General features: G+C 69.1%; 23 protein-coding genes. 13 read left to right on the top strand and 10 right to left on the bottom strand.

The genetic code is table 11. The features are described 5' to 3' along the window. The 3 genes from RJ03_RS32455 to RJ03_RS32445 all read right to left on the bottom strand — a co-directional run. Positions 1 to 558 (bottom strand): SDR family NAD(P)-dependent oxidoreductase (locus RJ03_RS32455; protein WP_036510149.1); only part of this gene is annotated, 558 nt, incomplete at its 3' end. Next, a complete protein-coding gene (locus tag RJ03_RS32450) occupies positions 558 to 1,736 on the bottom strand; it encodes an acyl-CoA dehydrogenase family protein (RefSeq protein ID WP_036510146.1) in 1,179 nt (392 codons plus the stop codon). The genes RJ03_RS32450 and RJ03_RS32455, both read right to left, overlap by 1 nt. Before the next feature lie 32 nt (positions 1,737 to 1,768). Next, positions 1,769 to 2,074, bottom strand: coding sequence for a hypothetical protein (locus RJ03_RS32445; protein WP_036510142.1), 306 nt, complete (start codon positions 2,072 to 2,074; stop codon positions 1,769 to 1,771). Positions 2,075 to 2,369: 295 nt separating this feature from the next. Here RJ03_RS32445 and RJ03_RS32440 point away from each other — a divergent pair, with 295 nt between their 5' ends. From RJ03_RS32440 to RJ03_RS32390, 11 genes are all read left to right on the top strand, one after another. Further along, positions 2,370 to 2,900, top strand: coding sequence for a carboxymuconolactone decarboxylase family protein (locus RJ03_RS32440; RefSeq protein ID WP_036510139.1), 531 nt, complete (start codon positions 2,370 to 2,372; stop codon positions 2,898 to 2,900). A 4-nt stretch (positions 2,901 to 2,904) separates the two neighbouring features. Next, positions 2,905 to 4,170, top strand: coding sequence for an aromatic ring-hydroxylating oxygenase subunit alpha (locus RJ03_RS32435; protein ID WP_036510135.1), 1,266 nt, complete (start codon positions 2,905 to 2,907; stop codon positions 4,168 to 4,170). Next, positions 4,157 to 4,498, top strand: coding sequence for a hypothetical protein (locus RJ03_RS32430; RefSeq protein ID WP_036510129.1), 342 nt, complete (start codon positions 4,157 to 4,159; stop codon positions 4,496 to 4,498). The genes RJ03_RS32435 and RJ03_RS32430 overlap by 14 nt, the downstream gene beginning before the upstream one ends. A 4-nt stretch (positions 4,499 to 4,502) precedes the next feature. Next, complete coding sequence (locus RJ03_RS32425; protein WP_036510126.1) at positions 4,503 to 5,714, top strand: metal-dependent hydrolase family protein; 1,212 nt, start codon at positions 4,503 to 4,505, stop codon at positions 5,712 to 5,714. Beyond that, positions 5,701 to 6,117: a nuclear transport factor 2 family protein gene (locus RJ03_RS32420; RefSeq protein ID WP_036510123.1), complete on the top strand. Its 417-nt coding sequence runs from the start codon at positions 5,701 to 5,703 to the stop codon at positions 6,115 to 6,117. Before RJ03_RS32425 ends, RJ03_RS32420 begins: the two co-directional genes overlap by 14 nt. Further along, positions 6,117 to 7,253, top strand: coding sequence for an acyl-CoA dehydrogenase family protein (locus RJ03_RS32415; RefSeq protein WP_051025569.1), 1,137 nt, complete (start codon positions 6,117 to 6,119; stop codon positions 7,251 to 7,253). The genes RJ03_RS32420 and RJ03_RS32415 overlap by 1 nt, the downstream gene beginning before the upstream one ends. 16 nt (positions 7,254 to 7,269) lie before the next feature. Then, positions 7,270 to 8,067 carry an acyl-CoA dehydrogenase family protein gene (locus RJ03_RS32410; RefSeq protein ID WP_036510120.1) on the top strand — a complete coding sequence of 266 codons (798 nt, stop codon included), beginning with the start codon at positions 7,270 to 7,272 and terminating at the stop codon, positions 8,065 to 8,067. A 98-nt stretch (positions 8,068 to 8,165) separates the two neighbouring features. Then, on the top strand, positions 8,166 to 8,969 hold the full coding sequence (locus RJ03_RS32405; RefSeq protein WP_036510218.1) for an inositol monophosphatase family protein: 804 nt from the start codon (positions 8,166 to 8,168) through the stop codon (positions 8,967 to 8,969). Positions 8,970 to 9,044: 75 nt separating this feature from the next. Continuing rightward, positions 9,045 to 9,746: a response regulator gene (locus tag RJ03_RS32400; protein WP_051025568.1), complete on the top strand. Its 702-nt coding sequence runs from the start codon at positions 9,045 to 9,047 to the stop codon at positions 9,744 to 9,746. Continuing rightward, the gene (locus RJ03_RS32395; protein ID WP_083871501.1) at positions 9,743 to 10,825 is read left to right on the top strand and encodes a sensor histidine kinase; all 1,083 of its coding nucleotides are present in this window, start codon (positions 9,743 to 9,745) and stop codon (positions 10,823 to 10,825) included. Before RJ03_RS32400 ends, RJ03_RS32395 begins: the two co-directional genes overlap by 4 nt. Positions 10,826 to 10,899: 74 nt before the next feature. Beyond that, on the top strand, positions 10,900 to 12,462 hold the full coding sequence (locus RJ03_RS32390) for a DUF4153 domain-containing protein (protein WP_245552457.1): 1,563 nt from the start codon (positions 10,900 to 10,902) through the stop codon (positions 12,460 to 12,462). Positions 12,463 to 12,529: 67 nt separating this feature from the next. On the opposite strand, the gene RJ03_RS32385 is transcribed toward RJ03_RS32390, so the two are convergent. The 5 genes from RJ03_RS32385 to RJ03_RS32365 form a co-directional block, all read right to left on the bottom strand. Next, complete coding sequence (locus tag RJ03_RS32385) at positions 12,530 to 13,249, bottom strand: 3'(2'),5'-bisphosphate nucleotidase CysQ (RefSeq protein ID WP_030516349.1); 720 nt, start codon at positions 13,247 to 13,249, stop codon at positions 12,530 to 12,532. 188 nt (positions 13,250 to 13,437) lie between these two features. After that, positions 13,438 to 13,968 (bottom strand): MTB12 C-terminal domain-containing protein, encoded by a 531-nt coding sequence (locus tag RJ03_RS32380; protein ID WP_245552456.1) that lies wholly within the window; start codon positions 13,966 to 13,968, stop codon positions 13,438 to 13,440. Further along, entirely contained in the window at positions 13,965 to 14,750 is a 786-nt protein-coding gene (locus RJ03_RS32375; RefSeq protein ID WP_036510117.1) for an enoyl-CoA hydratase, read from the bottom strand. Before RJ03_RS32375 ends, RJ03_RS32380 begins: the two co-directional genes overlap by 4 nt. Before the next feature lie 9 nt (positions 14,751 to 14,759). Continuing rightward, complete coding sequence (locus RJ03_RS32370; protein WP_036510114.1) at positions 14,760 to 15,938, bottom strand: acyl-CoA dehydrogenase family protein; 1,179 nt, start codon at positions 15,936 to 15,938, stop codon at positions 14,760 to 14,762. Next, positions 15,922 to 16,920 (bottom strand): acyl-CoA dehydrogenase family protein, encoded by a 999-nt coding sequence (locus RJ03_RS32365; protein ID WP_036510201.1) that lies wholly within the window; start codon positions 16,918 to 16,920, stop codon positions 15,922 to 15,924. The genes RJ03_RS32370 and RJ03_RS32365 overlap by 17 nt, the downstream gene beginning before the upstream one ends. 178 nt (positions 16,921 to 17,098) lie before the next feature. Here RJ03_RS32365 and RJ03_RS32360 point away from each other — a divergent pair, with 178 nt between their 5' ends. Next, positions 17,099 to 17,752 (top strand): TetR/AcrR family transcriptional regulator, encoded by a 654-nt coding sequence (locus tag RJ03_RS32360; RefSeq protein ID WP_036510110.1) that lies wholly within the window; start codon positions 17,099 to 17,101, stop codon positions 17,750 to 17,752. Between the two features lie 44 nt (positions 17,753 to 17,796). Beyond that, positions 17,797 to 18,609: an acyl-CoA thioesterase gene (locus RJ03_RS32355; RefSeq protein ID WP_036510106.1), complete on the top strand. Its 813-nt coding sequence runs from the start codon at positions 17,797 to 17,799 to the stop codon at positions 18,607 to 18,609. Positions 18,610 to 18,658: 49 nt separating this feature from the next. On the opposite strand, the gene RJ03_RS32350 is transcribed toward RJ03_RS32355, so the two are convergent. After that, positions 18,659 to 19,111: a nitroreductase/quinone reductase family protein gene (locus RJ03_RS32350; protein ID WP_306304692.1), complete on the bottom strand. Its 453-nt coding sequence runs from the start codon at positions 19,109 to 19,111 to the stop codon at positions 18,659 to 18,661. Between the two features lie 72 nt (positions 19,112 to 19,183). Then, complete coding sequence (locus tag RJ03_RS32345) at positions 19,184 to 22,459, bottom strand: ATP-binding protein (protein WP_036510194.1); 3,276 nt, start codon at positions 22,457 to 22,459, stop codon at positions 19,184 to 19,186. Positions 22,460 to 22,495: the final 36 nt, after the last annotated feature.

Raw genomic sequence — 22,495 nt, 5'->3', positions numbered from 1 at the left:
CACCAGGATGTTCTTGCGGGCCAGCTCGCGGGCCAGCGATTTGGTGATGCCCACGATCGCGGCCTTGGCGGCCGAATAGTTCACCTGCCCCAGGGTTCCGGTCAGCCCGGCCGAGGAGGTGACATTGATGATGCGCCCGGTGCCGTCGGTGGGCAGATACGGCAGCGCCGCCTGCGCGCAGTTGAAGGTGCCCAGCGCATGGATGTCGTAGAGGCGGCGCATCGAATCCACGGTGGTGGCGCCGAACATCGCGGGCGCCGTCACACCGGCGTTGTTGACCACGATGTGCAGCGTGCCGCCGGCCAGCGTCGCGCCCTGCTCGGCCGCGGAATCGGCTGCGGCACGGTCGGATACGTCCAGCGCGCAACTCGCCGCACGCCCACCGCCGCCGACGATCTTGTCGGCGACCGCCGCCGCGGCGGCGGCATCGATATCGGCGACCAATACCGCTGCGCCCGCGGCCGCGAGCGCCTGCGCCACCGCCGATCCGATGCCGCCCGCGGCGCCGGTGACCATGGCCGCGCGGCCGGTCAGATCGAAAAGTCCTCGTGCCGGCATCAATAGCTCCTCGGCAATCCCAATGTGTGCGAACCCAGGTAGTTCAAGATCATTTCCTGGCTGACGGGAGCGATGCGCATGACGCGCGCCTCGCGGAAGTAGCGGGCCACGTGATATTCCTCGGCGTATCCCATCCCGCCGTGGGTCTGCATGGCGCGGTCGGCGGCGGTGAAGCCGGCGTCGGCACACAGATATTTGGCCGTATTCGCCTCGCGGCCACAGGGTTTCCCGTGGTCGTAGAGCCAGGTCGCCTTCCGCAGCACCAGTTCCGCGGCGTCCAGATGGGCCAGCGAGTCGGCGAGCGGGAACTGGATGCCCTGATTCATGCCGATCGGCCGTCCGAAGACCACGCGCTCACCGGCGTATCTGACCGCCCGGTCCAGCGCGACGCGCCCGATGCCGAGTGCCTCGGCGGCGATGAGCATCCGTTCCGGATTCAGCCCGTCGAGCAGATAGCGAAACCCCTCGCCCTCCTCGCCCACTCGGTCCGCGACCGGAATCCGCAGATCGTCGATGAACACCTCGTTGGAGGAGACCGCGTTGCGGCCCATCTTGGTGATCGGGCGGATATCGATGTGCGCACGGTCGATATCGGTGAGGAACAGGGTCATTCCGTCGGTTTTGCGCGTCACCTCTTCGTAGCCGGTGGTCCGGGTCAGCAGCAGGATCTTCTCCGATTCCAGCGCCTTGGAGATCCACACTTTGCGGCCGTTGACGGTGTAGTGGTCGCCGTCGCGGCGGGCGAAGGTCGTGATCCGGCTGGTGTCCAGGCCCGCGCCCGGTTCGGTGACACCGAAGCAGACGTGCAGGTCTCCGGCCGCCACCCGCGGCAGCGTCCGCCGCTTGAGTTCCTCGGAGCCGTATTTGACCACCGGCTGCATGCCGAAGATGGACAGATGGATCGCTGTGGCGGCGTTCATTCCGCCACCCGAACGGGCGACCTCCTCGGCGAGGATGGTCGCCTCGGTCAGTCCCAGCCCGTGGCCGCCGTACTCCTCGGGAATGGTGATGCCGAGCCAGCCGCCGGCGGCGATCGCCTGGTAGAACTCCGTGGGGAATTCGTGGTCCTGGTCCTTCCGCATCCAGTAGCGGTCGTCGAATCTGCGGCACAGTTCGGCCACGGCCGAGCGGATCACCTGCTGATCCTCGGTCGGCTCGAAGGTCATTCCGGCGGACATGCGCACTCCTGCTCTCCGGTCACCGCACTCGCTCAGTCCGAGGCGGGCAGCGCCTTGGCCGCCTTGATCGTCATGGGGGCGCCGTCGCAGCTCAGTTCGCCGGAACCCGAACTGGTGCAGAGCAATTCGACGGTGTCGGCGGCGTCGACGTAGCGCTTGCCGATCAGGGTCACCGGTTCCCCCGCGGCGGGGGCGACCGGTGGTGCGCTCGCGGCGGGAACCAGAGGGCTTCCACCGCAAGTCACTACGGGATCCGCATCGGCGGGCGCGCGCACCACTACCACCTTGGTGCCGCAGACGGTGCTGGCGAGCTGTTCACCGGGACGCAGGGCTGCCATGCTCTCGACTCCTCTTTCCTGGACTATCCACCTAGAAAACTATCTTCTCATATTTGGAGAATCAACCTTCTACTTCTGCATCCGGGACGCCCCGCACCCCTACTCTCCCGCCTCGCCGAACGGGCGACGTCGCCGGCAGCCACGACCCGTGGGCACTCCACGCACCTCGCATGAACCGCTTCCGACCAGCCACTTTCGATCTATTCCCGGTGGACATTGACGAGTCGGCCCCCGGCGTGAAAATCTATTGGTCGGTTGAGGAGAATGTCATTCTCCTGAATGAGAGGAGGAGAGGATGCGCCTGCCGCCCCTGCCGGCCGATCAATGGGACGATCGGACCCGCGGCGCCCTGGCCGCTCTGCTGCCACGTGCTCGGCGCAATCCCGACGGCGCCGGACCCGCGATGTCGGCTCTGGCCAGGCATCCGGACCTGGCCGAGGCGTATCTCGGCTTCGGCGTCTATCTGCTGTTCCGATCCACCTTGCCGCCACGCGTGCGCGAGATCGCGATCCTGCGCGTCGCGCACCGCCGCCAGTGCGCCTACGAATGGGCCCACCATGTCGCGATGGCCGACTCGACCGGTCTGTCCGACGCCGATGTCGACGGGATACGCGACGGTCGGCTCACCGGCGAGTTCGATCGGCTGCTGCTCGCGGCGGTCGACGAACTCGACGAGAAGTCGCAGCTGTCGGACACCACCTGGGCCGCGTTGAGCGACTATCTCGACGAACGCCAGCGCATGGATCTGGTCTTCACCGTCGGCGGCTACGCCATGGTCGCGATGGCCTTCAACACCTTCGGCATCCAGCCCGATCACGAGAGGTAATCCCTTGCCGCACTTCAGCAAACCAGCCGCCGGAAGCTGGACCGAGCACTATCCCGAACTGGGGACCGGCACCGTCGACTACACCGATTCGATCGACCCGCAGTTCTACGAGGACGAGCGCAACGCCATCTTCCGCAAGAGCTGGTTGTGCGTCGGCCGCGACGTGCTGCTGCCGCGTAAGGGCAGCTACTTCACCAAGGAACTGGCCTGCATCGGCACCTCGCTGATCATCGTGCGCGGCACCGACGACGTGATCCGCGCCTTCCACAACATCTGCCGCCACCGCGGCAACAAACTCGTGTGGGACGACTTCCCGAACGAGGAGACCTCCGGCACCTGCCGGCAGTTCACCTGCAAGTACCACGCCTGGCGCTACAACCTCGACGGCACCTGCACCTTCGTCCAGCAGGAGAAGGAATTCTTCGGCATGGACAAGGCCGACTACGGCCTCGCCGATGTGCGCTGCGAAGTGTGGGAGGGTTTCATCTTCGTCAATGTCGATCCCGAGGCCCCGCCGCTGCAGGATTATCTCGGCCCGATGGTGAAGGGACTGGAGGGATTTCCCTTCCACGAATTCACCGAGGTCTACAGCTACAAGGCCGAGGTGGGCAGCAACTGGAAGTTGTTCATCGACGCGTTCGCCGAGTTCTACCACGCGCCGATCCTGCATATGAAACAAGCGGTGAAGGACGAGGCCGACAAACTGGCCGACGTCGGCTTCGAGGCACTGCACTATCAGATCGACACTCCGCATTCGATGGTGTCCTCGTGGGGCGGTATGGCACCGCCGAAGGACCTCGGCATGGTCAAGCCGATCGAGCGGGTGCTGCGCTCGGGCCTGTTCGGACCGTGGGACCGGCCCGATATCGAGGGGCTGGATCCCATGCCCGCCGGTATCAATCCGTCCGGCCATCGCGCCTGGGGCGTGGACGAATTCGATGTATTTCCCAATTTCGCGATCCTGGTCTGGGCGCCGGGCTGGTTCCTCACCTACAACTGGTGGCCGACCTCGGTGCGCACGCACATCTTCGAGGCGAATCTGTATTTCGTACCTCCCGAGAACGCCCGCGAACGGCTGCGCCAGGAATTGGCGGGCGTGACGTTCAAGGAATACGCGTTGCAGGACGCCAACACCTTGGAGGCCACCCAGACGATGCTGGAAACCGGTGTCGTCAAGGAATTCCCGCTCAACGACCAGGAAGTCCTGCTGCGGCATCTGCATCATGTCGCGCAGCGCAAAGTTCAGGAGTACCGCGATGCCGACGTCTGAGACGAAGAAACTGCCCGGGGAATTCACCGAACTGGAGAAGTTCTCCGACTGGATCATCGATACCGAGCCCGAACGCTATCGCAAGCGGCTCGCCTCCGATATGGCGCAGATGCAAGCGTTCTACGACGCCGCATTTCCCCGGCTCGAGGAGGCGCTCGACTATCTGGATCAGTTCCCGCTCGACGACATGCCCGACGACGCACGGTATCTGACACATCTGATGCAGTCGCTGATCATGGTGTCGTTTCCGGTCGAGGTGTGGAAGCAGCCCCGGGTGCCCGATTCGGGCGCGGCCTATCTGGATCTCGTGCGCGAGACGGTGGTGTAGGCCGATGCTGACGCTGAAGGCCGCCGGAGTCCTCGACATCGACTCCGGGGAGATCATCCGGCCCGGTGTGGTCCGCGTGGCAGACGACCGCATCGTCGGCGTGGGCGGCGAACCCGAGGGCGAGGTCCTCGATCTCGGCGATCTGGTGCTCCTGCCCGGCCTGATGGATATGGAAGTCAACCTGCTCATGGGCGGGCGCGGGGAAACCGGGCTGGCCTCCAGCGTCACCGACGATCCGGCTACGCGGGTGCTGCGCGCGGTGGGCAACGCCCGCCGTACGCTGCGCGCGGGGTTCACCACCGTACGCAATCTGGGCCTGTTCGTCAAAACCGGTGGCTATCTGCTGGATGTGGCGCTGGGCAAGGCGATCGACAAGGGATGGGTGGACGGTCCGCGGATCGTGCCGGCCGGGCACGCCATCACGCCCACCGGCGGTCATCTGGATCCGACCATGTTCTCCGCGTTCATGCCCGACGTCTTGCACCTCAGCATCGAGGAGGGCATCGCCAACGGTGTCGACGAGGTGCGCAGGGCGGTGCGCTACCAGATCAAGTACGGCGCCCAGCTGATCAAGATCTGCGTATCGGGTGGCGTCATGTCGCTCACCGGAGCCCCTGGCGCACAACATTATTCGGACGAGGAACTGCGCGCGATCGTCGACGAGGCGCATCGGCGCGGACTCAAGGTCGCCGCACACACCCATGGCGCGGAGGCAGTGCGCCACGCCATCGCCGCCGGAATCGACTGCATCGAACACGGTTTCCTGATCGATGACGAAACCATCGCGCAGATGGTCGCCGCCCGCACGTGGCTGGTGCCCACCACCCGCCTGGCCGACGCCATGGACGTCTCCAAGGCCGATCCGGCGCTGCAGGCCAAGGCCGCGGAAATGTTCCCGAAGGCGCGCCTGTCGGTCAAGGCCGCCTACGACGCCGGGGTGCGCATCGCGGTCGGCACCGATGCGCCCGCCATCCCGCACGGCCGCAACGCCGACGAACTGGTGGCGCTGGTCGAACGCGGACTGAAACCGATCGACGTGTTGCGGGCGGGCACGGTCGACGCCGCCGAACTCATCGACGCCGACGACCGCGGCCGGGTGGCCCCCGGCCTGCTCGCCGACATCATCGGTGTGCCGGGCAATCCCGTCGCCGACATCACCGTGACCCAGGACGTGCGATTCGTGATGAAAGGCGGAAAAGTGTATGTCCAGAAATGACGATCTGCTCGATATCCAGCAGCTGCTGGCGCGCTACGCGGTCACCATCACGAAGGGCGATATCGAGGGGCTGCTGGCGGTGTTCACCCCCGACGGGACCTACCGCGCCTTCGGCGACACCTACACCCTCGACGTGTTCCCCGAGCTGGTGGCGGCCGCGCCGAAGGGGCTGTTCCTCACCGGCACACCGGTTCTCGACATCGACGGCGACAGCGCCACCGGCACCCAACCGCTGTGCTTCGTCGAACACAGCACCCATGACATGCGCATCGGGTACTACACCGACACCTACGCCCGCACCCGGGACGGATGGCGATTGCGCACGCGGGCGATGACGTTCATCCGGCGCAGCGGCGACCACGATTCCGGGATTCCGCACGCGTTCGACCGGCCCGCGGTCTGATGGACTCGCACACCGAGCACGCCGCAGGCGAAACACGCGCCGGGACAACGGATATCGACGGCTTCCGCGCGAACCTGCGGCGCTGGCTCGATACCACCGATCTGTCTCCCGGCCCGGACAATTCCCTCAGCGGGCAGGTCGCTCAGCTGGCCCGGGTGCGCCACGCTCTGTTCGAGGCCGGGTGGATGCGCTACGGCTGGCCCGAACACGTCGGTGGGCTCGGCGGACCGGCGGCGTTGCGGGCCGTGCTCGGTGAGGAGGTCGCGACCCGCGGGCTGGCGGAACCGGGGATCTATTCGATGGTGGAAGTGCTCGCGCCCACGATGATCTCCTACGCCCGGCCCGAACTCGCCGCGCGGATGGTGCCGGCGCTGCTGTCCGGGCGCGAACAGTGGTGCCAGGGATTCTCCGAACCCGGGTCGGGCAGCGATCTCGCCTCACTCAGCACCAAAGCCGTTGCCGGCGGCGAGAACTGGGTGATCAGCGGGCAGAAGGTATGGACCAGCCTGGCGCAGTACGCCGCCCGCTGCGTGTTGCTGACCCGCACCGCGCCGGGGCACGACGGCATCAGCGCCTTCTTCGTGGACATGGACTCCCCGGGAATCACGGTGCGGCCGTTGCGAACCATGCACGGCGTCGACGAATTCGCCGAAGTGTACTTCGACGACGTGGTGGTTCCCGGCGATCGCATGCTGGGCCGGCCCGGGGACGGATGGCGGGTGGCGATGGATCTGCTGCCGCACGAGCGGTCCACCTGCTTCTGGCACCGCATCGCCTACCTGTTCACCCGTGTGGACGCCCTGATCGCCGACACCGACCTGCGCGACGACGCCGCCCTGGGAGCGGCCTACCTCGCCCTGCACACCGTGCGCTGCCGATCGCACGCCACCCAGCGGCGGCTGGCGGACGGACAGCGCCTCGGACCGGAGACCTCGATCGACAAGGTGCTGCTGGCCACCGCCGAACAACAGCTGTTCGATACCGCGCGCGACATGCTGCCCGGCGCCATCGAATTCGATGACGAGCAATGGCGTACCGAATACCTGTATTCGCGCGCGGCCACGATCTACGGCGGAACGGCCGAGATCCAGCGCAATATCATCGCTCGCCGCCTGCTCGACCTCGGCCGGGAATGAGCGGAAGGATTCGATCATGGACGCCGATGAGATCACGCTGCTGACCGAGACCCTGCGCTCCACCATGACCGGCTGCACCGGTGACGCGCTCGATCGCGCGTTGCTCGACTTCGGCTGGCTCGATCTGCTGACCGAATCGCCGGAGGTGGCGATTCCTCTGGTATTCCGCCTGCTCGGCGAGACCGGCGCCCACGCGCCCGTCCTCAACGATGTGGTCGCCCACGCTGCGGGCCGTGCGCTTCCCGGTACCGTCGCGCTCCCCTTCGCCGGGGGCCGCTGGGTGGTGTGGGAACGAACCGTTGCCGCACAACCGGTTTCCGCGGTACCGGCGCTCGACCCGGAACTCCCTGTGCGCCGAGCCCCCGCGGGAGAGACGCTCCCGTTGACCGAGGGCCGTCGCGCCCTCGCGTGGTGGCTGGTGGGGACCAGCCGCGCGATGCTGAACCTGGCCCGCCGCCACGCCCTCGACCGTATCCAGTTCGGCCGGCCCCTGGCCGCTCATCAGGCGGTCCGGCACCGGCTGGCCGAGACACTGGTAGCCATCGAGGGCGCCGAGGCGACGCTGGCGACGGCCCACACCGATCTCGGCGCGCTCCTGGCCAAAGCCGCCGCCGGCCACGCCGCCCGCCTGACCGCACGGCACTGCCAGCAGGTCCTGGGCGGCATCGGGTTCACCGCCGAACACGACTTCCATCGGCACGCCCGCCGCGCCCTCGTCCTCGACGGATTGCTCGGCAGCGCAGCGGAACTGACGCGCGAAGCGGGCGCCTGGGTGCGCACGCGCGGCACCGCACCTCGGCTCGCGCAGCTGTGAGATGGCTGCGGCCGATGCCCCGAGGTTTGCACGCCTGGTTCAGCATCGGTCGACGCGAGGCGGTGGCAGTGTTCATCGGCGGCGGATAGCTTGCAGTGGTGCACGACCACCTCGACGACGATCTCCGTTTCGCCCATGTCCTCGCCGATTCCGCCGACGCGGTGAATCTGGACCGGTTCAAGGGCCTCGATCGTGCAGTCCGGGCGAGACCGGATCTGGCCGCGGTGACCCACGGCGAGAACGCCGTGGAGAAACTCGTCCGCGGCCAGCTGCGCCGGTCCCGCCCGCGCGACGCGGTCCTCGGTGCGGGCGACGGACTGCAGGGCGGCGGTCCGCGCTGCTGGGTGGTCGACGCCATCACCGGACTCGAGAACTATGTGCGCGGAGTCCCGGTGTGGGCCACGCAGATCTCCCTGCTCGAGGTGTCCGCGGGTGGATATCGCCCCATCGTCGGCGTCGTCTCCGCGCCCGCCCTCGCCCGCCGCTGGTGGGCCGCGAAGGACCACGGCGCCTTCACCGGTCGCAGCCTGACCTCGGCCTCCCGCCTGCGGGTCTCCGGCGTCTCGAACCTGACGGACGCCTCCTTCGCCTACTCCACCGTCACCGCCTGGGAAGAGGACGGCCGGTTGAACAGCTTCCTCGCCCTGTCCCGCGACGTCTGGCGCACCCGCGCCTACGGCGAATTCTGGTCCTACATGATGCTCGCCGAGGGCGCGATCGACAGCTGCGCCGATCCCCGCCTGTCCCCGGGCGATATGGCCGCCAACGCGGTCATCGTCACCGAGGCCGGCGGCACCTTCACCGGCTTCGACGGCACCCCCAGCCCTCTCAGCGGAGGTGCAGTCGCGTCGAACGGATTGCTGCACAACGAGTTACTGGAGTATCTGCGCCGCCGCGACTGATACCGCGACCGACCACACAGAATCTCCACAACTGATACCGGTTCTCTCCACACGAGATCGCTAGGCTCCCGGAGCATGGAACAGAACCCACTGGTGGAGGGCACGCCGGCGCGGCGGATCCTGGTCGTGGACGACGAATCCACGATCGCGGAATCGGTTGCGGCGCGGCTGCGGGCCGAAGGGTTCACGGTCGCCACGGCCCCGGACGGACCGGCGGCGGTGGCGGCCGCGACGACGTTCGAACCGGACCTGGTGGTCCTCGACGTCATGCTGCCCGGCTACGACGGGCTGGAGGTGTGCCGGCGGATCCAGTCCGAGCGCTCGATACCGGTGCTGATGCTCACCGCGCGGACCGACGAGACCGACCAGCTGATCGGTCTCGGTGTGGGCGCGGACGACTATCTGACCAAACCGTTCTCGCTGCGGGTGCTGACCGCGCGCGTGCATGCGCTGCTGCGGCGGGTCGAGCGCGCAGGTGATCAGCGCGGGGCGGTCACCGTGGTCGGCGATCTGCGCATCGACAGCGATCAGCGCAGGGTCTGGCGCGGCGGGGTCGAAGCCCAGCTCACGCCGCTGGAATTCGATCTGCTGGCCCGCCTCGCCCGGCGTCCCCGCGCGGTACTCGCCCGGGAGCGGCTCCTCGAAGAGGTCTGGGACTGGGCGGATGCGGCCGGTACCCGGGCCGTCGACAGTCATGTCAAGGCGTTGCGACGCAAACTCGGCGCCGACCTGATCCGCACCGTCCACGGCGTCGGCTATGCCCTGGAGACCCGATGAGCGCGCGGGCCGGCCTCGACCCCGATGACCGTGCCGATCTCCGGACCTCGAGACTGGTAACGCAGCTGTCGGATCGGCTACCGCGGCCGCTGGATCGCATCCGATCCATCAAACTCAAACTGGCCGTCCTGATGACCTTCTCGGGCGGGCTCGCCTTCGCCTGGTTCAGTCACCGGATCGGCTGGCTGCCGCCGATGACCACACTGACCGCGATGCTCATCGCCCTGGTGTCGTCCCAATTCCTGGCGCACGGCATCACCACGCCGCTGCGGGAGATGACCGCCGCGGCGCAACGCATGGCACACGGCGACTACACCAGCCGGGTGCGCGCGTCCTCCCGCGACGAGGTGGGGCAACTGGCCGACGCGTTCAATCGGATGGCGACCGACCTCGCCGCCGCCGACCGGCAGCGCCGCGAACTGATCGCCAATGTCTCGCACGAGTTGCGCACCCCCATCACCGCCTTGCACGCCGTCCTGGAGAACCTGGTGGACGGCGTATCCGAGCCCGACCCGAAAACGCTGGAAACCGCACTGGCACAGACCGAACGGCTCGGCCGGCTCGTCTCCGAGCTACTCGATCTGTCCAGCATCGAGGCCGGAGCGATCCCGCTCGACCGCGAACAATTCGATATCGCACCGACTTTCGCGACGGTGACCGCCGAGGCGGAGGTCATGACCGCGGCCCTCGGGCGCGGTATCCACTTCCGCAGCGAGATCGATCCCGCCACCGCCACCGTGTACGCCGACCGCGCCCGCCTGCACCAGGTATTGCTGAACCTGCTGGACAACGCCGCCCGGCACGGCCCCGCCGGCGGCGAAGTCCGCCTCCTCGCCCACACCGCGGGCGAGCACCTCGTCATCGACGTCGAGGACGACGGACCCGGTATTCCTCCCGCGCAACGCGAGCGCATCTTCGACCGCTTCACCCGCGGCGGCAGCACCGACGACGGCGGCACCGGGCTCGGCCTCGCCATCGCCCGCTGGGTGGTCGACCTGCACCACGGCTCCATCGCGGTCGCCGACCCCGGCTCACGGATCCGCGTGATCCTCCCGGCCACCGCGCCGCACCACCACTGACAGCCCGAATCTCACAGCCCGGCAGACCGATTCGGTCCCGGGCCGATACCGCACACCCTCAGGAGGGACCAGCTGTGCCCGAAGAACCCACCCCCGACCGCACGCGGACACCGGAGCCGGTGGACTCCGCCGCCCACGATCATCCGGTACCTTCCGGCGCCTACTCGGAACCGGAGCGACGCGAAACCCCGCCGGACCTGGACGGCCCCGGGTCCGCGCCGCCCGTTCCGCCGCGCCGGCGACGGGTCGTCTACCCGGCGGGCGTGCTGCCCGCCGCGGGGGTGGCCGGTCTGGTCGCGGCGGCCACCGTGTCCCTGGATCGGCCCGGAATCGGCTGCCTGCTCGCGGGTTCCGCCACCGCGGTCGCGGTCGGCACCGTCCATCGGCGCGCCACGAACCGGTCGGAAACACCCCCTGAACGCCGGATCCGGCCCGGCCGCTGGTGGGCGGCCGCCGCACTCGCATTGCTCGCGGTGGGCACCTTCCGGGCCGCAGGGTGGCTGTTCATCCTCTGCCTGATCGCGGCGGCCGTGTGCGGGTCGCTGGCAGTGGTCGGGCGGCCGTCGGCGCGCGGAGTGCTGCACGACGCGATCGCGGTCCCGCTGGCCTCGGCCGGCGCACTCGCCTGGGTGTACGCGGCGCAGGGCAGGCGGCGGGGCAGCGCCGGTGCACGGCACTGGCGGCTCGGTGCGTCCGTGGTTGCCACGGTGGTGATCCTGGCGGTGTTCGTGCCGCTGCTCGCCGGCGCCGACGCTACTTTCGCCGCCATCGTCACCGGACTGGTGCCGCGGATGGACGCCGCCACCACCACTCGATGGATCGTGCTGTTCCTGCTCGCCGCTACGGCAACCCTGAGCGCGTTGTACCTGCTCGCCGGTCCCCTCGCTCCTGCCGACGCACGGAGCCGACCCGCGAAACGCACACTGGCACGACTGGAGTGGGCGCTGCCGGTCGGGGCGCTGACGGTGTTGTTCGCGTCGTTCCTCGGCGCGCAGCTGGTAGCCCTGTTCGGTGGCGACGACTATGTGCAGCGCACCGCCGGTCTGACCTACGCCGACTACGCGCGCAGCGGATTCTGGCAACTGGCCGCGGTCACCCTGCTCACACTCGCCGTCATCCTGCCCGTACTGCACCGGGCCACCAGGGATTCGGCGACCGACCGTATCCGGCTGCGCGGGCTGCTCTGCACGATCAGCGGGCTCACCCTGGTGATCATCGCCTCCGCGCTCGGTCGCATGTGGACCTATCAGCAGGCATACGGATTCACGGTGCTGCGTCTGCTGGTCGGAACCTGTGAACTCTGGCTCGGCGTCGTCTACCTGCTGGTGATCGTCGCGGTCCTGCGCCTGGAAACGGCGTGGCTGCCGCGCACCACCCTCGCGACCGCGGTGGCCGCGCTGCTGGTACTCGCCGTCGCGAATCCCGAGGCGCTGGTCGCGTCGGAGAACATCGACCGCTGGCAGCGCGGTGAAGAACTCGATGTCGACTATCTGTCCGGGCTGTCGGCCGATATCGTCCCCGTCCTCGACCGTCTCCCGGCACCGATCCGCCTCGACCTGCGGCAGCGGCTCACCCACGGACGCGGCGACGAGACCTGGAACAGCTGGAACCTGGCCCGGATGCGCACGGGCGAATGACCGCGAGCATCCGGGCAGGCGGCTCCGGCGCCGGCGGACGGACCGCGGCGCCGAAGGCCGTCGCTACTCAGATGCCGAAGTCTCGCAAGGCTTCCAGGACTTCGTCCGCCAGCTCCGGCCGGCAGATGAGCAGATCCGGGAGGTAGGGGTCGGGCTGGTTGTAGATCAGCGGTGAGCCGTCCAGGCGCGAGGTGTGCAGGCCCGCGGCGGCGGCCACCGCGACGGGTGCGCAGGAGTCCCATTCGTACTGGCCGCCGGAGTGGGCGTAGATGTCGGCTTCGCCGCGGACGACCGCCATCGCTTTGGCGCCGGCCGAACCCATGGGGATGGTGTCGGCGCCGAGTGCGGCGGTGAGGTGGTGCACGCAGGCCGGTGGGCGGCTGCGGGAGACGACGATGCGCGGCGGGCCGTCGTGGGCGGGCGGAAGTACCGGCGGCGCACCGGTTTCCAGCACCAGCCCGGGCACCGGAAGCGCGACGGCACCGATTTCGGCGCGGCCGTCCACCGCCAGCGCCACGTGCACGGCCCAATCCGCCCGCGGGGGCTGCCCGTATTCGCGCGTGCCGTCGAGTGGGTCGACGATCCAGACCCGGCTGCGGGAGAGGCGAATCGGATCGTCGGTGCTCTCCTCGGAGAGGACCGCGTCGTCGGGCCGCAGCTCCGCCAGCCGCTTCAGCAGCAGTTCATCCGAACGCCGGTCTCCGACCGCACCGCCCTGGTCACGAATCTCGAGCAGGAGCTCACCGGCTTCCCGTGCGAGCTCGGCGGCCACCGCGTGGTCGTCCATATTCGGTTCTCACTCTCCCGCCGGACGGCGAACCGACGCCGACCGGGCGCACCTGGCACGCCGGCGTTCGGCCGGCGCTCGCATCGCCCCGCGGTGATCGGCGGGACCCTTGCAGTGTGCCAGCCGCGCGGGCCGGGGCGGCGTGCCCCCTGCCGCTGCGGGTCGATCAGGGGGCCGGGAGCGACCGATCAGCAGGCGGGCGCGGTGCCGCCCTGCAACTTCAGCAGAGCGCAGAAGGTGGTGGCGGCGACCTTCCACTGCCCGTTCTCCTGCACGGCCTGCCCGGCCTGATCCGGCAGCACCGGATTGCCGCCCATCAGCAGCGTGTAGGTCACGTCGGCGTGATCGGCGTCGACGGTGGTGACCTTCGAGACCGTCGCGGAGGTGCCCTGCGCCTGCGGGTTGCCGGCCTGGGCGGCCAGCACAGGCGCGAAGACGTCGCCCTTCTCCACGGCGGCGGCGCGTTTGTCGGCCGGCTGTTTGGCGTCGAAGAACAGCACGTAGGCGTCGGTGACCGCCTTGGTGGTCGCCGGGTCGGCCGCCGACGATCCCGCGGCGGGCGCGGCGGCGGTGGTCGCCGCGGCGGCCGTCGTGGTGGGGGTGGCGTTGTCGGACTTGTCGTCGCTACAGCCGGTGACGGTCGCCGCCGCGATCACCGCGATGCCGCACAGACCCGCCGCACCGCGAATCATCTTGTTGCGCATGGATATGCCCTTCACTCGATCTTCTGTTTCATCTCGTCCAGGTTCACCAGAATCGGATAACCGTTGACGCTGAGCGCATTGCCGTGCCCGGTCTGGTGCACGTCGAACACCGACTGGATGGCCGCGTAGAAGCCCTGCACATCGAGGGTCTGATTGACCGCGCGCTTGGCCTGGCGCAGACCGAACGGCGGCATCGCGGCGATGCGTTCGGCCAATGTCCGGGTCTGCGCGTCCAGTTCGTCGCGCGGGACGACGGTATTGACCATGCCGACCTGTTCGGCCTCCCGGGCGGTGATCGGGCGCCCGGTGAACAGGATCTCCTTGGCCTTGCGCGGACCCAATTCCCAGGTGTGCCCGTGATATTCGACCCCGCCGATGCCCATCAGCACCACCGGGTCGGAGAACTGCGCGTCCTCGGCGGCGACGATCAGATCGCACGGCCAGCACAGCAGCAGCCCACCGGCGATACAGCGGCCCTGGACCGCGGCGATCGACGGTTTCGGGGTGTTGCGCCAGCGCAGCGAGTACTCCAGATAGCGCCGCGACTCGATGGCGTAGATGCGGTCGAGGGTGATCGTCGACGCGTCCGGCCAGGACCGGTCCTTCAGATCGTGTCCGGCGGAGAAGTGTTTCCCGTTGGCGCGCAATACGATCACCGACACCTCGTCGTCGGTGGCGGCGCGGGTCCAGGCGGCGTCGAGTTCGTCGAGCAGTTCGCCGTTCTGCGCGTTGGCCGCCTCCGGCCGGTTCAGGGTGATGGTCGCGATCCTGTCGGCGGCCTCGTAGGTGATGTACACGACGACTCCTCAGCCTCGGGGCAGGCCGAGCACGCGCTCGGCGATGATGTTGCGCTGGATTTCGGATGTGCCGCCGGCGATCGTCCCGGCGAAACTGCGGGTGTAGCGCTCGAACCAGCTGGCGCCGAAGGCATCCAGATTCAGCGGGTTGAACGGCGTGGTCCGCGCCGGATGGATCAGGCCGCGGGCTCCCTGCGCGCGCAGGGCATGTCCGGAGGCGGTCTGCACCGCCTCGGAGCCGAAGACCTTCAGCACCGACAGCGCCGCCACATCCTGTTCGCCGCGCGCGGCGCGGGCCAGCGCCGCCGAGCCGAGCAGCCGCAGGGCGTAGCTGTCCATGATCAATGTGGCGTAGTGATCACGATCGAGCGCCGTCTCCGGGGCGAAATCGGCGGCCAGTTCCGCGAGCCGGTCCGCGTAGGACAACCACAGCAGTGTGCGTTCGTGTCCGAGTGAACCGTTCGCGACGCCCCACCCCCCGTGCAGCGGGCCGACCAGATTCTGCGCCGGCACCCGCGCACCTTCGAAGAACACCTCGTTGAAATCCAGATCGTGCGGACCGCAGACCGAGGCGAACGGTCGTCGCGTCACGCCGGGGGTGTCGGTGGGAATCAGCAGCACGCTGATCCCCTTGTGTTTCGGCGCGTCCGGGTCGGTGCGCACGAAGGTCAGCAGCACATCGGCGTCGTGGGCGCCGGAGGTCCACACCTTCTGCCCGTCGACGACGAATTCGTCACCGTCGCGCACGGCCCGGGTGCGCAGACCGGCCAGATCCGATCCCGCGCCGGGTTCGCTCATGCCGAGCGCGGCGGTGATCTCCGCGCGCAGAATCCGTCTCGCCCACCGGGTTTTCTGCTCCTCGGTGCCGAACGACAGCAGCGAGGCGGCGACGATTCCGACGCCCTGCGGATTGAAGCTGTGATAAATGCGCCGGTTCGACAACTCCTGCAGATGCACGTACTGCTGCAGGATGGTGGCATTGCGCCCGCCGAATTCGGGCGGATTGCCGGGCAGCAGCCAGCCGTGATCGAACTGCAGCCGCTGCCAGTCACGTGCCCATTCGGGGACGTCGGCACTGGAATGCGACCGCCGCCGGCTCGCGGTGGCCGCATCGGGCAGATGGGCGTCGAGGAAGGCCACGAATTCGGCCCGGAACTCCTCGACGTCGTCGTCAAATCTCAGTTGCACGGCACTCCTCGGCGATCAGCGCCCGGTGTTCGGCCGCACCGCCGAGCATCAGCTCGCCGGCCTGGGCTCGTTTGAGCGCGAACTGCAGGTCGTTCTCCCAGGTGAAACCCATGGCTCCGAACAGCTGTAATCCGTTGCGGAACACCACGTTCTGACACTCCCCCGCGCCGGCCTTCGCCATCGAGGCCGCCAGCGCCCGGCGCGGGTCGTCCTCGGCGATGGTCAGCGCCGCGAAATAGACCAGCGCCCGGGCCCGCTCGATCGCCACGTGCATATCGGCGGCCTTGTGTTTGACCGCCTGCAGCGAGCCGATCGGCACGCCGAACTGATGGCGGGCGCGCACATGGTCCAGCACCAGGTCCAGAATCCGCTGGCAGGCGCCGACGACGGTCAGAGCCATCCCGGTGGCGGCGAATTGGCGCGCCCGCGCCACATCCACGGTGCTGCGCCGATCGTGTCCGGCGCGCACGCCGTCGAAGCGCACCTCGGCGATGTGCAGCACCGGATCGAAGACCGCGCTGCGGCGCACCTGCACCTCGGCCGCCGGCACCACGAACACACCCGCCGGGGTCACCACCGCGAACCGTTCGGCGCGGTCGCCGTCGAGGACGTGGTGGGCGGTGCCGCCGAGCACCCAGCCGTCGGCGTCGAGGACCGCGTCGACTCCGTCGTACACGGCCGTGCCGGCCACCGCGGCATCGGTGAATTCCGTTGCCAGCGGGGCGAATTGGGTCATCGTGGCCAGATACGGCGTGGGATCGGTCGCCCGGCCCAGTTCCTCGAGGACGATCGCCAGCTCGACAGCGGCCGCGTCGCCGGTCAATTCGGTCCAGCCCAGCTCGATGTAGGTGCGCCACAACGGCATCGGGTCGCCGCCCTTGTCGGCGATCTCGCGGATCAGCGACGCCGGACACTGTTTGCCGACCGCCTCGCGCACGGTGTCACGCCAGAGTCTTTGTTCGGAGTCGAACTCCAAAAGCATCCCGGACCGCCTCTCTGGCCACTAGACTGCCTACCGACGCGAGAATAGCATTCTCCACAACAGAAAGTAACAGTCTCTCGTGCCGTTCCCGAACACGCGCCCTCAGTGGCCGGGAACATGACATTCTCCGGTACAGTGCATTCATGTTCTGCACACATAACCAAGGACCGAGCCGACCGTGAGCAGCCCCAGCGAAGAGCCCGCCTGGAAGCAACGCGCCGTCGAGCGCTCGATCCGGACCGCGAAATTGCGTGCCGAACAGCGAGTACAGCGCTTCCTCGACGCGGCCCAGGCCATCATCACCGAAAAGGGCACCACCGATTTCACCGTGCAGGAAGTGGTGGACCGCTCCAAACAATCGCTGCGCAGCTTCTACCTGCAGTTCGACGGTAAACACGAACTACTGCTGGCCTTGTTCGAGGATGCGCTCAGCCGCACCGCGGACCAGCTCCGGGCGGCCGCCGACGGGCAGGACGATCCGATCGACCAGCTGCGGGTGACCATCGAGCTGCTGTTCGAACTGAGCCGTCCGGATCCGACCGCGCAGCGGCCGCTGTTCACGGATTTCGCTCCGCAGCTGCTGGTTTCGCATCCCGCGCAGGTGAAGGTGGCGCATGCGCCGCTGCTGGGCCTGATCACGGAGTTGATGGAGAAGGCCCAGGAGCAGGGCCGATTGCGCAAGGAACTCAATGCGCGCCGGACCGCGGCGATGGTCATGCAGACGGTGATGTTCACCGCGCAGTCCACCGGCGGCACCGACGAGGAGACCACCCACCCGATCACCGCCGAGGAAGTCTGGAACTTCTGCGCTCACGGCTTTGCTCAAGACTGAGAATTCAATTCTCATAATAGGGAAGGTCGCTTACACTCGGACTCATGCCCGATCTGTGGAGCGACCTTCTCACTTGTCTCGACCTGCGTTCGGTTCCGGCCGGCGACGACCGCGATACCGCGGTGTTCTCCGGCCCCAACCAGAGCCTGGGGTACTACCGGATCTTCGGCGGCCAGTTGCTGGCGCAATTCGTCCGCGCCGCGCAACTGACCTGTCCGGACAAGTCCGTCAAATCGCTGCACGCGCTGTTTCCTCGCGAGGGTAAACCGGACGAGACGCTGCGATACCGCGTCCAGGTCCAGCATCAGGGGCGGACCTTCGCCTCGGTCACCGTGCTGGCCGAGCAGGCCTCGGGAATCGTTGCCAGCGCGGCGATTTCACTGCACGCCGCCGACGACGGCCCCGAGCAGCAGGCGACCGCGCCGATCGGACCGCTGCTCTCGGCCGAGCACAAGGCCGGCTTCGACATCATCCCGTGGGAGACACGGACGAACGTCGATCTCGACGACACCGGTTCGGCCGCACCGGAATTCGAGTTGTGGATGCGAACACCGGCCGCCGACGTCACGCTCGCGCCGGCGTTGACCGGTTACGCCACCGACCTCACGCTGATCGGCACCGCGCTGCGCCCGCTCGAGGGGGTGTGCCAGCGCGGCAACGGCACCGCGTTCCGCTCGGCGGTCACCAGCCACACCCTCTGGTTCCACCGGCCGTTGCGCACCGACGAGTGGCTGTTGCTGCGCCAGGACAGCCCGGTGATGGCGCAGGGCCGCTGCTTCGGCCGGGGGGACGTGTTCACCGAGAACGGTGCACTGGTCGCCTCCTTCGCGCAGGAAGCCATGGTGCGCTTCCCGTAGCCCGAATACACTGCCGCACAGCACATCCGGTGCGCGTCATACGGGGTGCTCACTCGCCGCGCGGCGACAACTCGATCAGCGGAATCCGCCGGGCCGTGCGCTTCTGATAGTCCGCATAGCCCGGATAGGCCCGCACCACCTGCGGCCACCGCGCCTCGCGTTCGGCCGGGGTGAGTACGCGCGCGGTCATGAGACGTGCGGGCCCGTGCCGGAAGGACACCTCGACGCGGGGTTCGGCGCACAGGTTGTGGTACCAGGCGGGCGAGACGGCGTCTCCGCCCCGCGACGCCACGACCAGATAGCGGTCGCCGTCCACGATCGGGACCGTGAGCACCACGGTGTGCGGCCGTCCGCTGCGTCGGCCGGCGGTGGTCAGGGTCAGCGTGGGCATGTTCTTGAAGCGGGTACCGATGCGGCCACCGGTGACGTCGAGCAGTGTGCGGTGCAGGCTGGTCACGGTCTTCAGGCGCAGGTCGGTGGCGATACGGCGGGTGTCGGGCACGGGAGCTCCTCGGGTAGGAAGGCGGTCGGGTACCGACGATCCGGATCCGGCTTGTGAGCGACCAGTGACCGATCAGTGGTCGAGACGCACGCGAGCGGCGTCGATCCACCCCTGGTTCGCGCAGCCCTCGGCGATGCGCAGGGCCGCACGGTGGTGTCCGCCGGCGAGATCCGGATCGCCGCACCGCGCCGCCAGGTCTCCCAGCACGAGATCGACCGGGCCGACGGTGAACGACCCGGTGTCGGCGCCACCGAGACGATCGCGATACCGCAGCAGGTCCCGGTAGATGGCGGCGGCCTCCTCCGCCGTGCCGAGCGCCGCGATCACCATGCCGCGCAGGGTGAGGAACAGCGAGCGGAACAGGTCTTCGGGAACCGGTCGCGCGCGGCTTCGGACGCGGGCCGCCGCCGCCCGGTCACCGGCGGCGAGCAGGACGAGCGCGTGGAAGTCGACGGTCGCGTCCGCGGTGTCCGCCGAGGCGCTGCGGATGAATTCCTCGATCGTCTCGGCCAGTTCCCCGGCCCGGCCCTGATACAGGCGGACCGTGAACAGCGCCATGAGCGGGAGGGTGCCGGCATTGAAAATGCCCGTGCGGGCGAGCAATTCGGCGGCCTCCACGTAGCGCCGCTCGGCGTCGTCGGCGTCGCCGCCCACCAGTGCCAGCAGTCCCCGGGCCATCGCGTTCGCCGCCTGGGCTTGCCGCCACTGATATCGGTCGGCCGGCACGGTGGCCGCCGCGAGATGTGCGCGGGCCGCCACGAGATCGCCGGCGAAGGCGGCGGCCTGCAGCGCGACGGTGTGACCCAGCAGCAGGTAGGCATGGTGATCGTTGCGCTGCCCGATCTCGATCAGTTCCGCGCCGAGCGCACCGCGATCCGGACTGTCGTAGAGCGAAGCCCGGGCCTGCAGCACCGGTGCGAGCAGTGTGTCGTCGCGGAGGTCGCGGGCGAGAGCCTCGGCGTCAGCGGCCACCCGGCGCGCCCGGTCGAGTTCGGCGCCACCGATCTCCTCGACCAGCGCGACCGACAGCCGGCACCGGTCGGCGGCTGCCAGACCGGGATACCGCAGCGCGGTCTCGAGGCGGGCGACCACGGCGTGGTCGACGACACCGTAGCGCCGGTTCATCCAGGGCGTCGGGGCCTCCCAGGCGGTGAACGCCCGCACCAGCAGGTCGGGCCGATCGGCGTCCTCGGCCAGCGTCGCGGCGCGGTCGCGGGCGGCGCGCGCGGCGAGGCCGGCGCCGCAGACGAGGTGACTGCGTCCGGCTCGGCACAGCAATGCCACCCGCTCGTCGACGGTATCGCCGCCGGGATGGCGTTCGAGCGCGCGGGCCGCGCGTTCGTATCCGGCGGCGGCGACGTCGTGGGCGAAGCGCCGCTCGGCCCGCTGCGCCGCGGCCACCGCGTAGTCGGCGGCTCGCCGCGCGGTCTGCGGTGTCACCGATTCCCCGTAGTGGTAGGCGAGGGCGGTGAGATCGGTCGGGTCGAGCTCCTCGACCGCGGCGCCGATGCGGCGATGCCAGCGGTCGCGGCGGATCCGCGACAGATCCCCCAGCAACGTGTCCCGCACCAGGACATGGGCGAAACGCGCTCGCCCACTGGCGGGTTCGTGCAGGAGCCCGGCGACCACTCCGGCCTCGACCGCGTCCAGCACCTCCTCCTCCCCCACCTCCGCGGCCCGCACCAGAACCGCGAGGTCGAACTCGCGGCCGATCACCGCGGCCAGGCGCAGTACGGACACGGCCGTCTCGGGAAGCCGGGACAGCCTGCGGCGCAGCACATCTCGCACACCGTCGGGGACCTCGGACGCGGCGACCAGCTCACCCTCGCTCTGCAACAGGCGCGCGATCTCGATGAGGTAGAAGGGATTGCCGCCGGTGCGATCGTGCAATGTCGCCACCACCGGAGCCGCGGGTACGCCTCCGATCAGAGTGCCGACGAGCCGGGCACTGTCGGCGGCCCCGAGGCCGCGCAACCGGATTCGCGCCTGGACAGTGGTCGCCGAGCTCGCCAGCGCATCGGCCAGCGCGGGCGGCACCTCGTCCGGCCGGTAGCCGATCACCATGAAGACCGGCGCCCGGGTGGCCACCGCGGCGAGCAGCGCCGCGGTCTCGGCATCACACCGATGGGCGTCGTCGAGCAGGATCGCCAGCGGCCGCGCGTGCGCCACAGTGGTGAGATAGTCGATCACCGCCCGGTGCAGCAGGAAACGGCCGTGCGCGCGGTCGGCCCGATCAGGCCCCGCGCCGTCGGTGAGCAGCGGCGCGAGTGCGGGCGCCAGTTCCCCGGGATGGTGCTCACCGGCCAGGGTCCGCAGGATCTCGACCCACGGCCACGCCGACGGGGCGGCCTCGTCCTCCGGGCAGCGACCGATCACCACGCGATATCCCGTGTCGCGCACGTCGTCGCGAAGACGGTGCAGCAGAGCGGTTTTCCCGCTGCCCGCCTCACCCGCCACGGTCGCCGTCCGTGGTCCGTCGCCTCGGGCGGCCGCATGCAGCGCGGCGAGTTCGGCGTCGCGGCCGAACAGGACGGTCGCCGTGGACGCCGGGGCCGGGTCGCGCGGCGGGAACGACTCCGCGATCACTCTCTCCTGCACCGGGATTCGCTGCGCGAGAATGTCGGCTTCCAATCGCGTCAGCGCGGGACCCGGATCGATGCCGAGTTCGTCGGCGAGGATCTCGCGCGCCTGCCGCAGTGCGGCGAGTGCGTCCGCTTGGCGCCCGGCCCGATAGCGCGCCAGCGCGGTGAGCCGCCAGGCCTCCTCACGCAACGGGTGTTCGCGGGTCAGGACTTCGGCTTCGGCCGCCGCCAGCGCGGGTTCGTCCTGATCGAGCAGCGCCGCCGCCAGCTGTTCGCGCGCACTGAGCCGCAATTCCTCGAGCCGCGCCGCCTCCGCGGTCGCCCAGGCCTCCTGCGCATAGGCTCCGTACGCAGGGCCCTGCCAGCGTGCCAGCGCCTGCTCGAGGGCGCGGCGCCGCCGCTGTGGATCCGTCTGTCGCGCGGCCAGATCCAGCTCCGCGCCGAACAACCAGGCATCGACCGCCTCGGTGCCGAGCCGCAGCGCGTATCCGGGGGCGCGGCTGATCAGAACCGCTGCCGGTGCGCGCGGCGCTCGTTCCGGCTCCAGCAGCCGCCGCAGATTGGATACGTAGGCCTGCAGCGAGCCCAACGCCCGCGGCGGCGGCTCGCCCCGCCACAGGTCGTCGATCAATCGGTCGACCGGCACCACCTCGCCCCGGGCGACCAGCAGCCGGGCCAGTACGCCGCGCTGCCGCGGACCGCCGAGATCGAGTTCACCGTGCTCGTCCGACGCGGTCAGCGCTCCGAGGACCCGAATCCGAACCATGATGCGCAAAGTCTAGGACGGCGGCCGCCAAGTGCG

The organism is Nocardia aobensis NBRC 100429 (genome assembly GCF_000308375.1).
Classification (GTDB): Bacteria; Actinomycetota; Actinomycetes; order Mycobacteriales; family Mycobacteriaceae; genus Nocardia; species Nocardia aobensis.
This window is presented reverse-complemented; position numbering and strand designations above follow the sequence as displayed.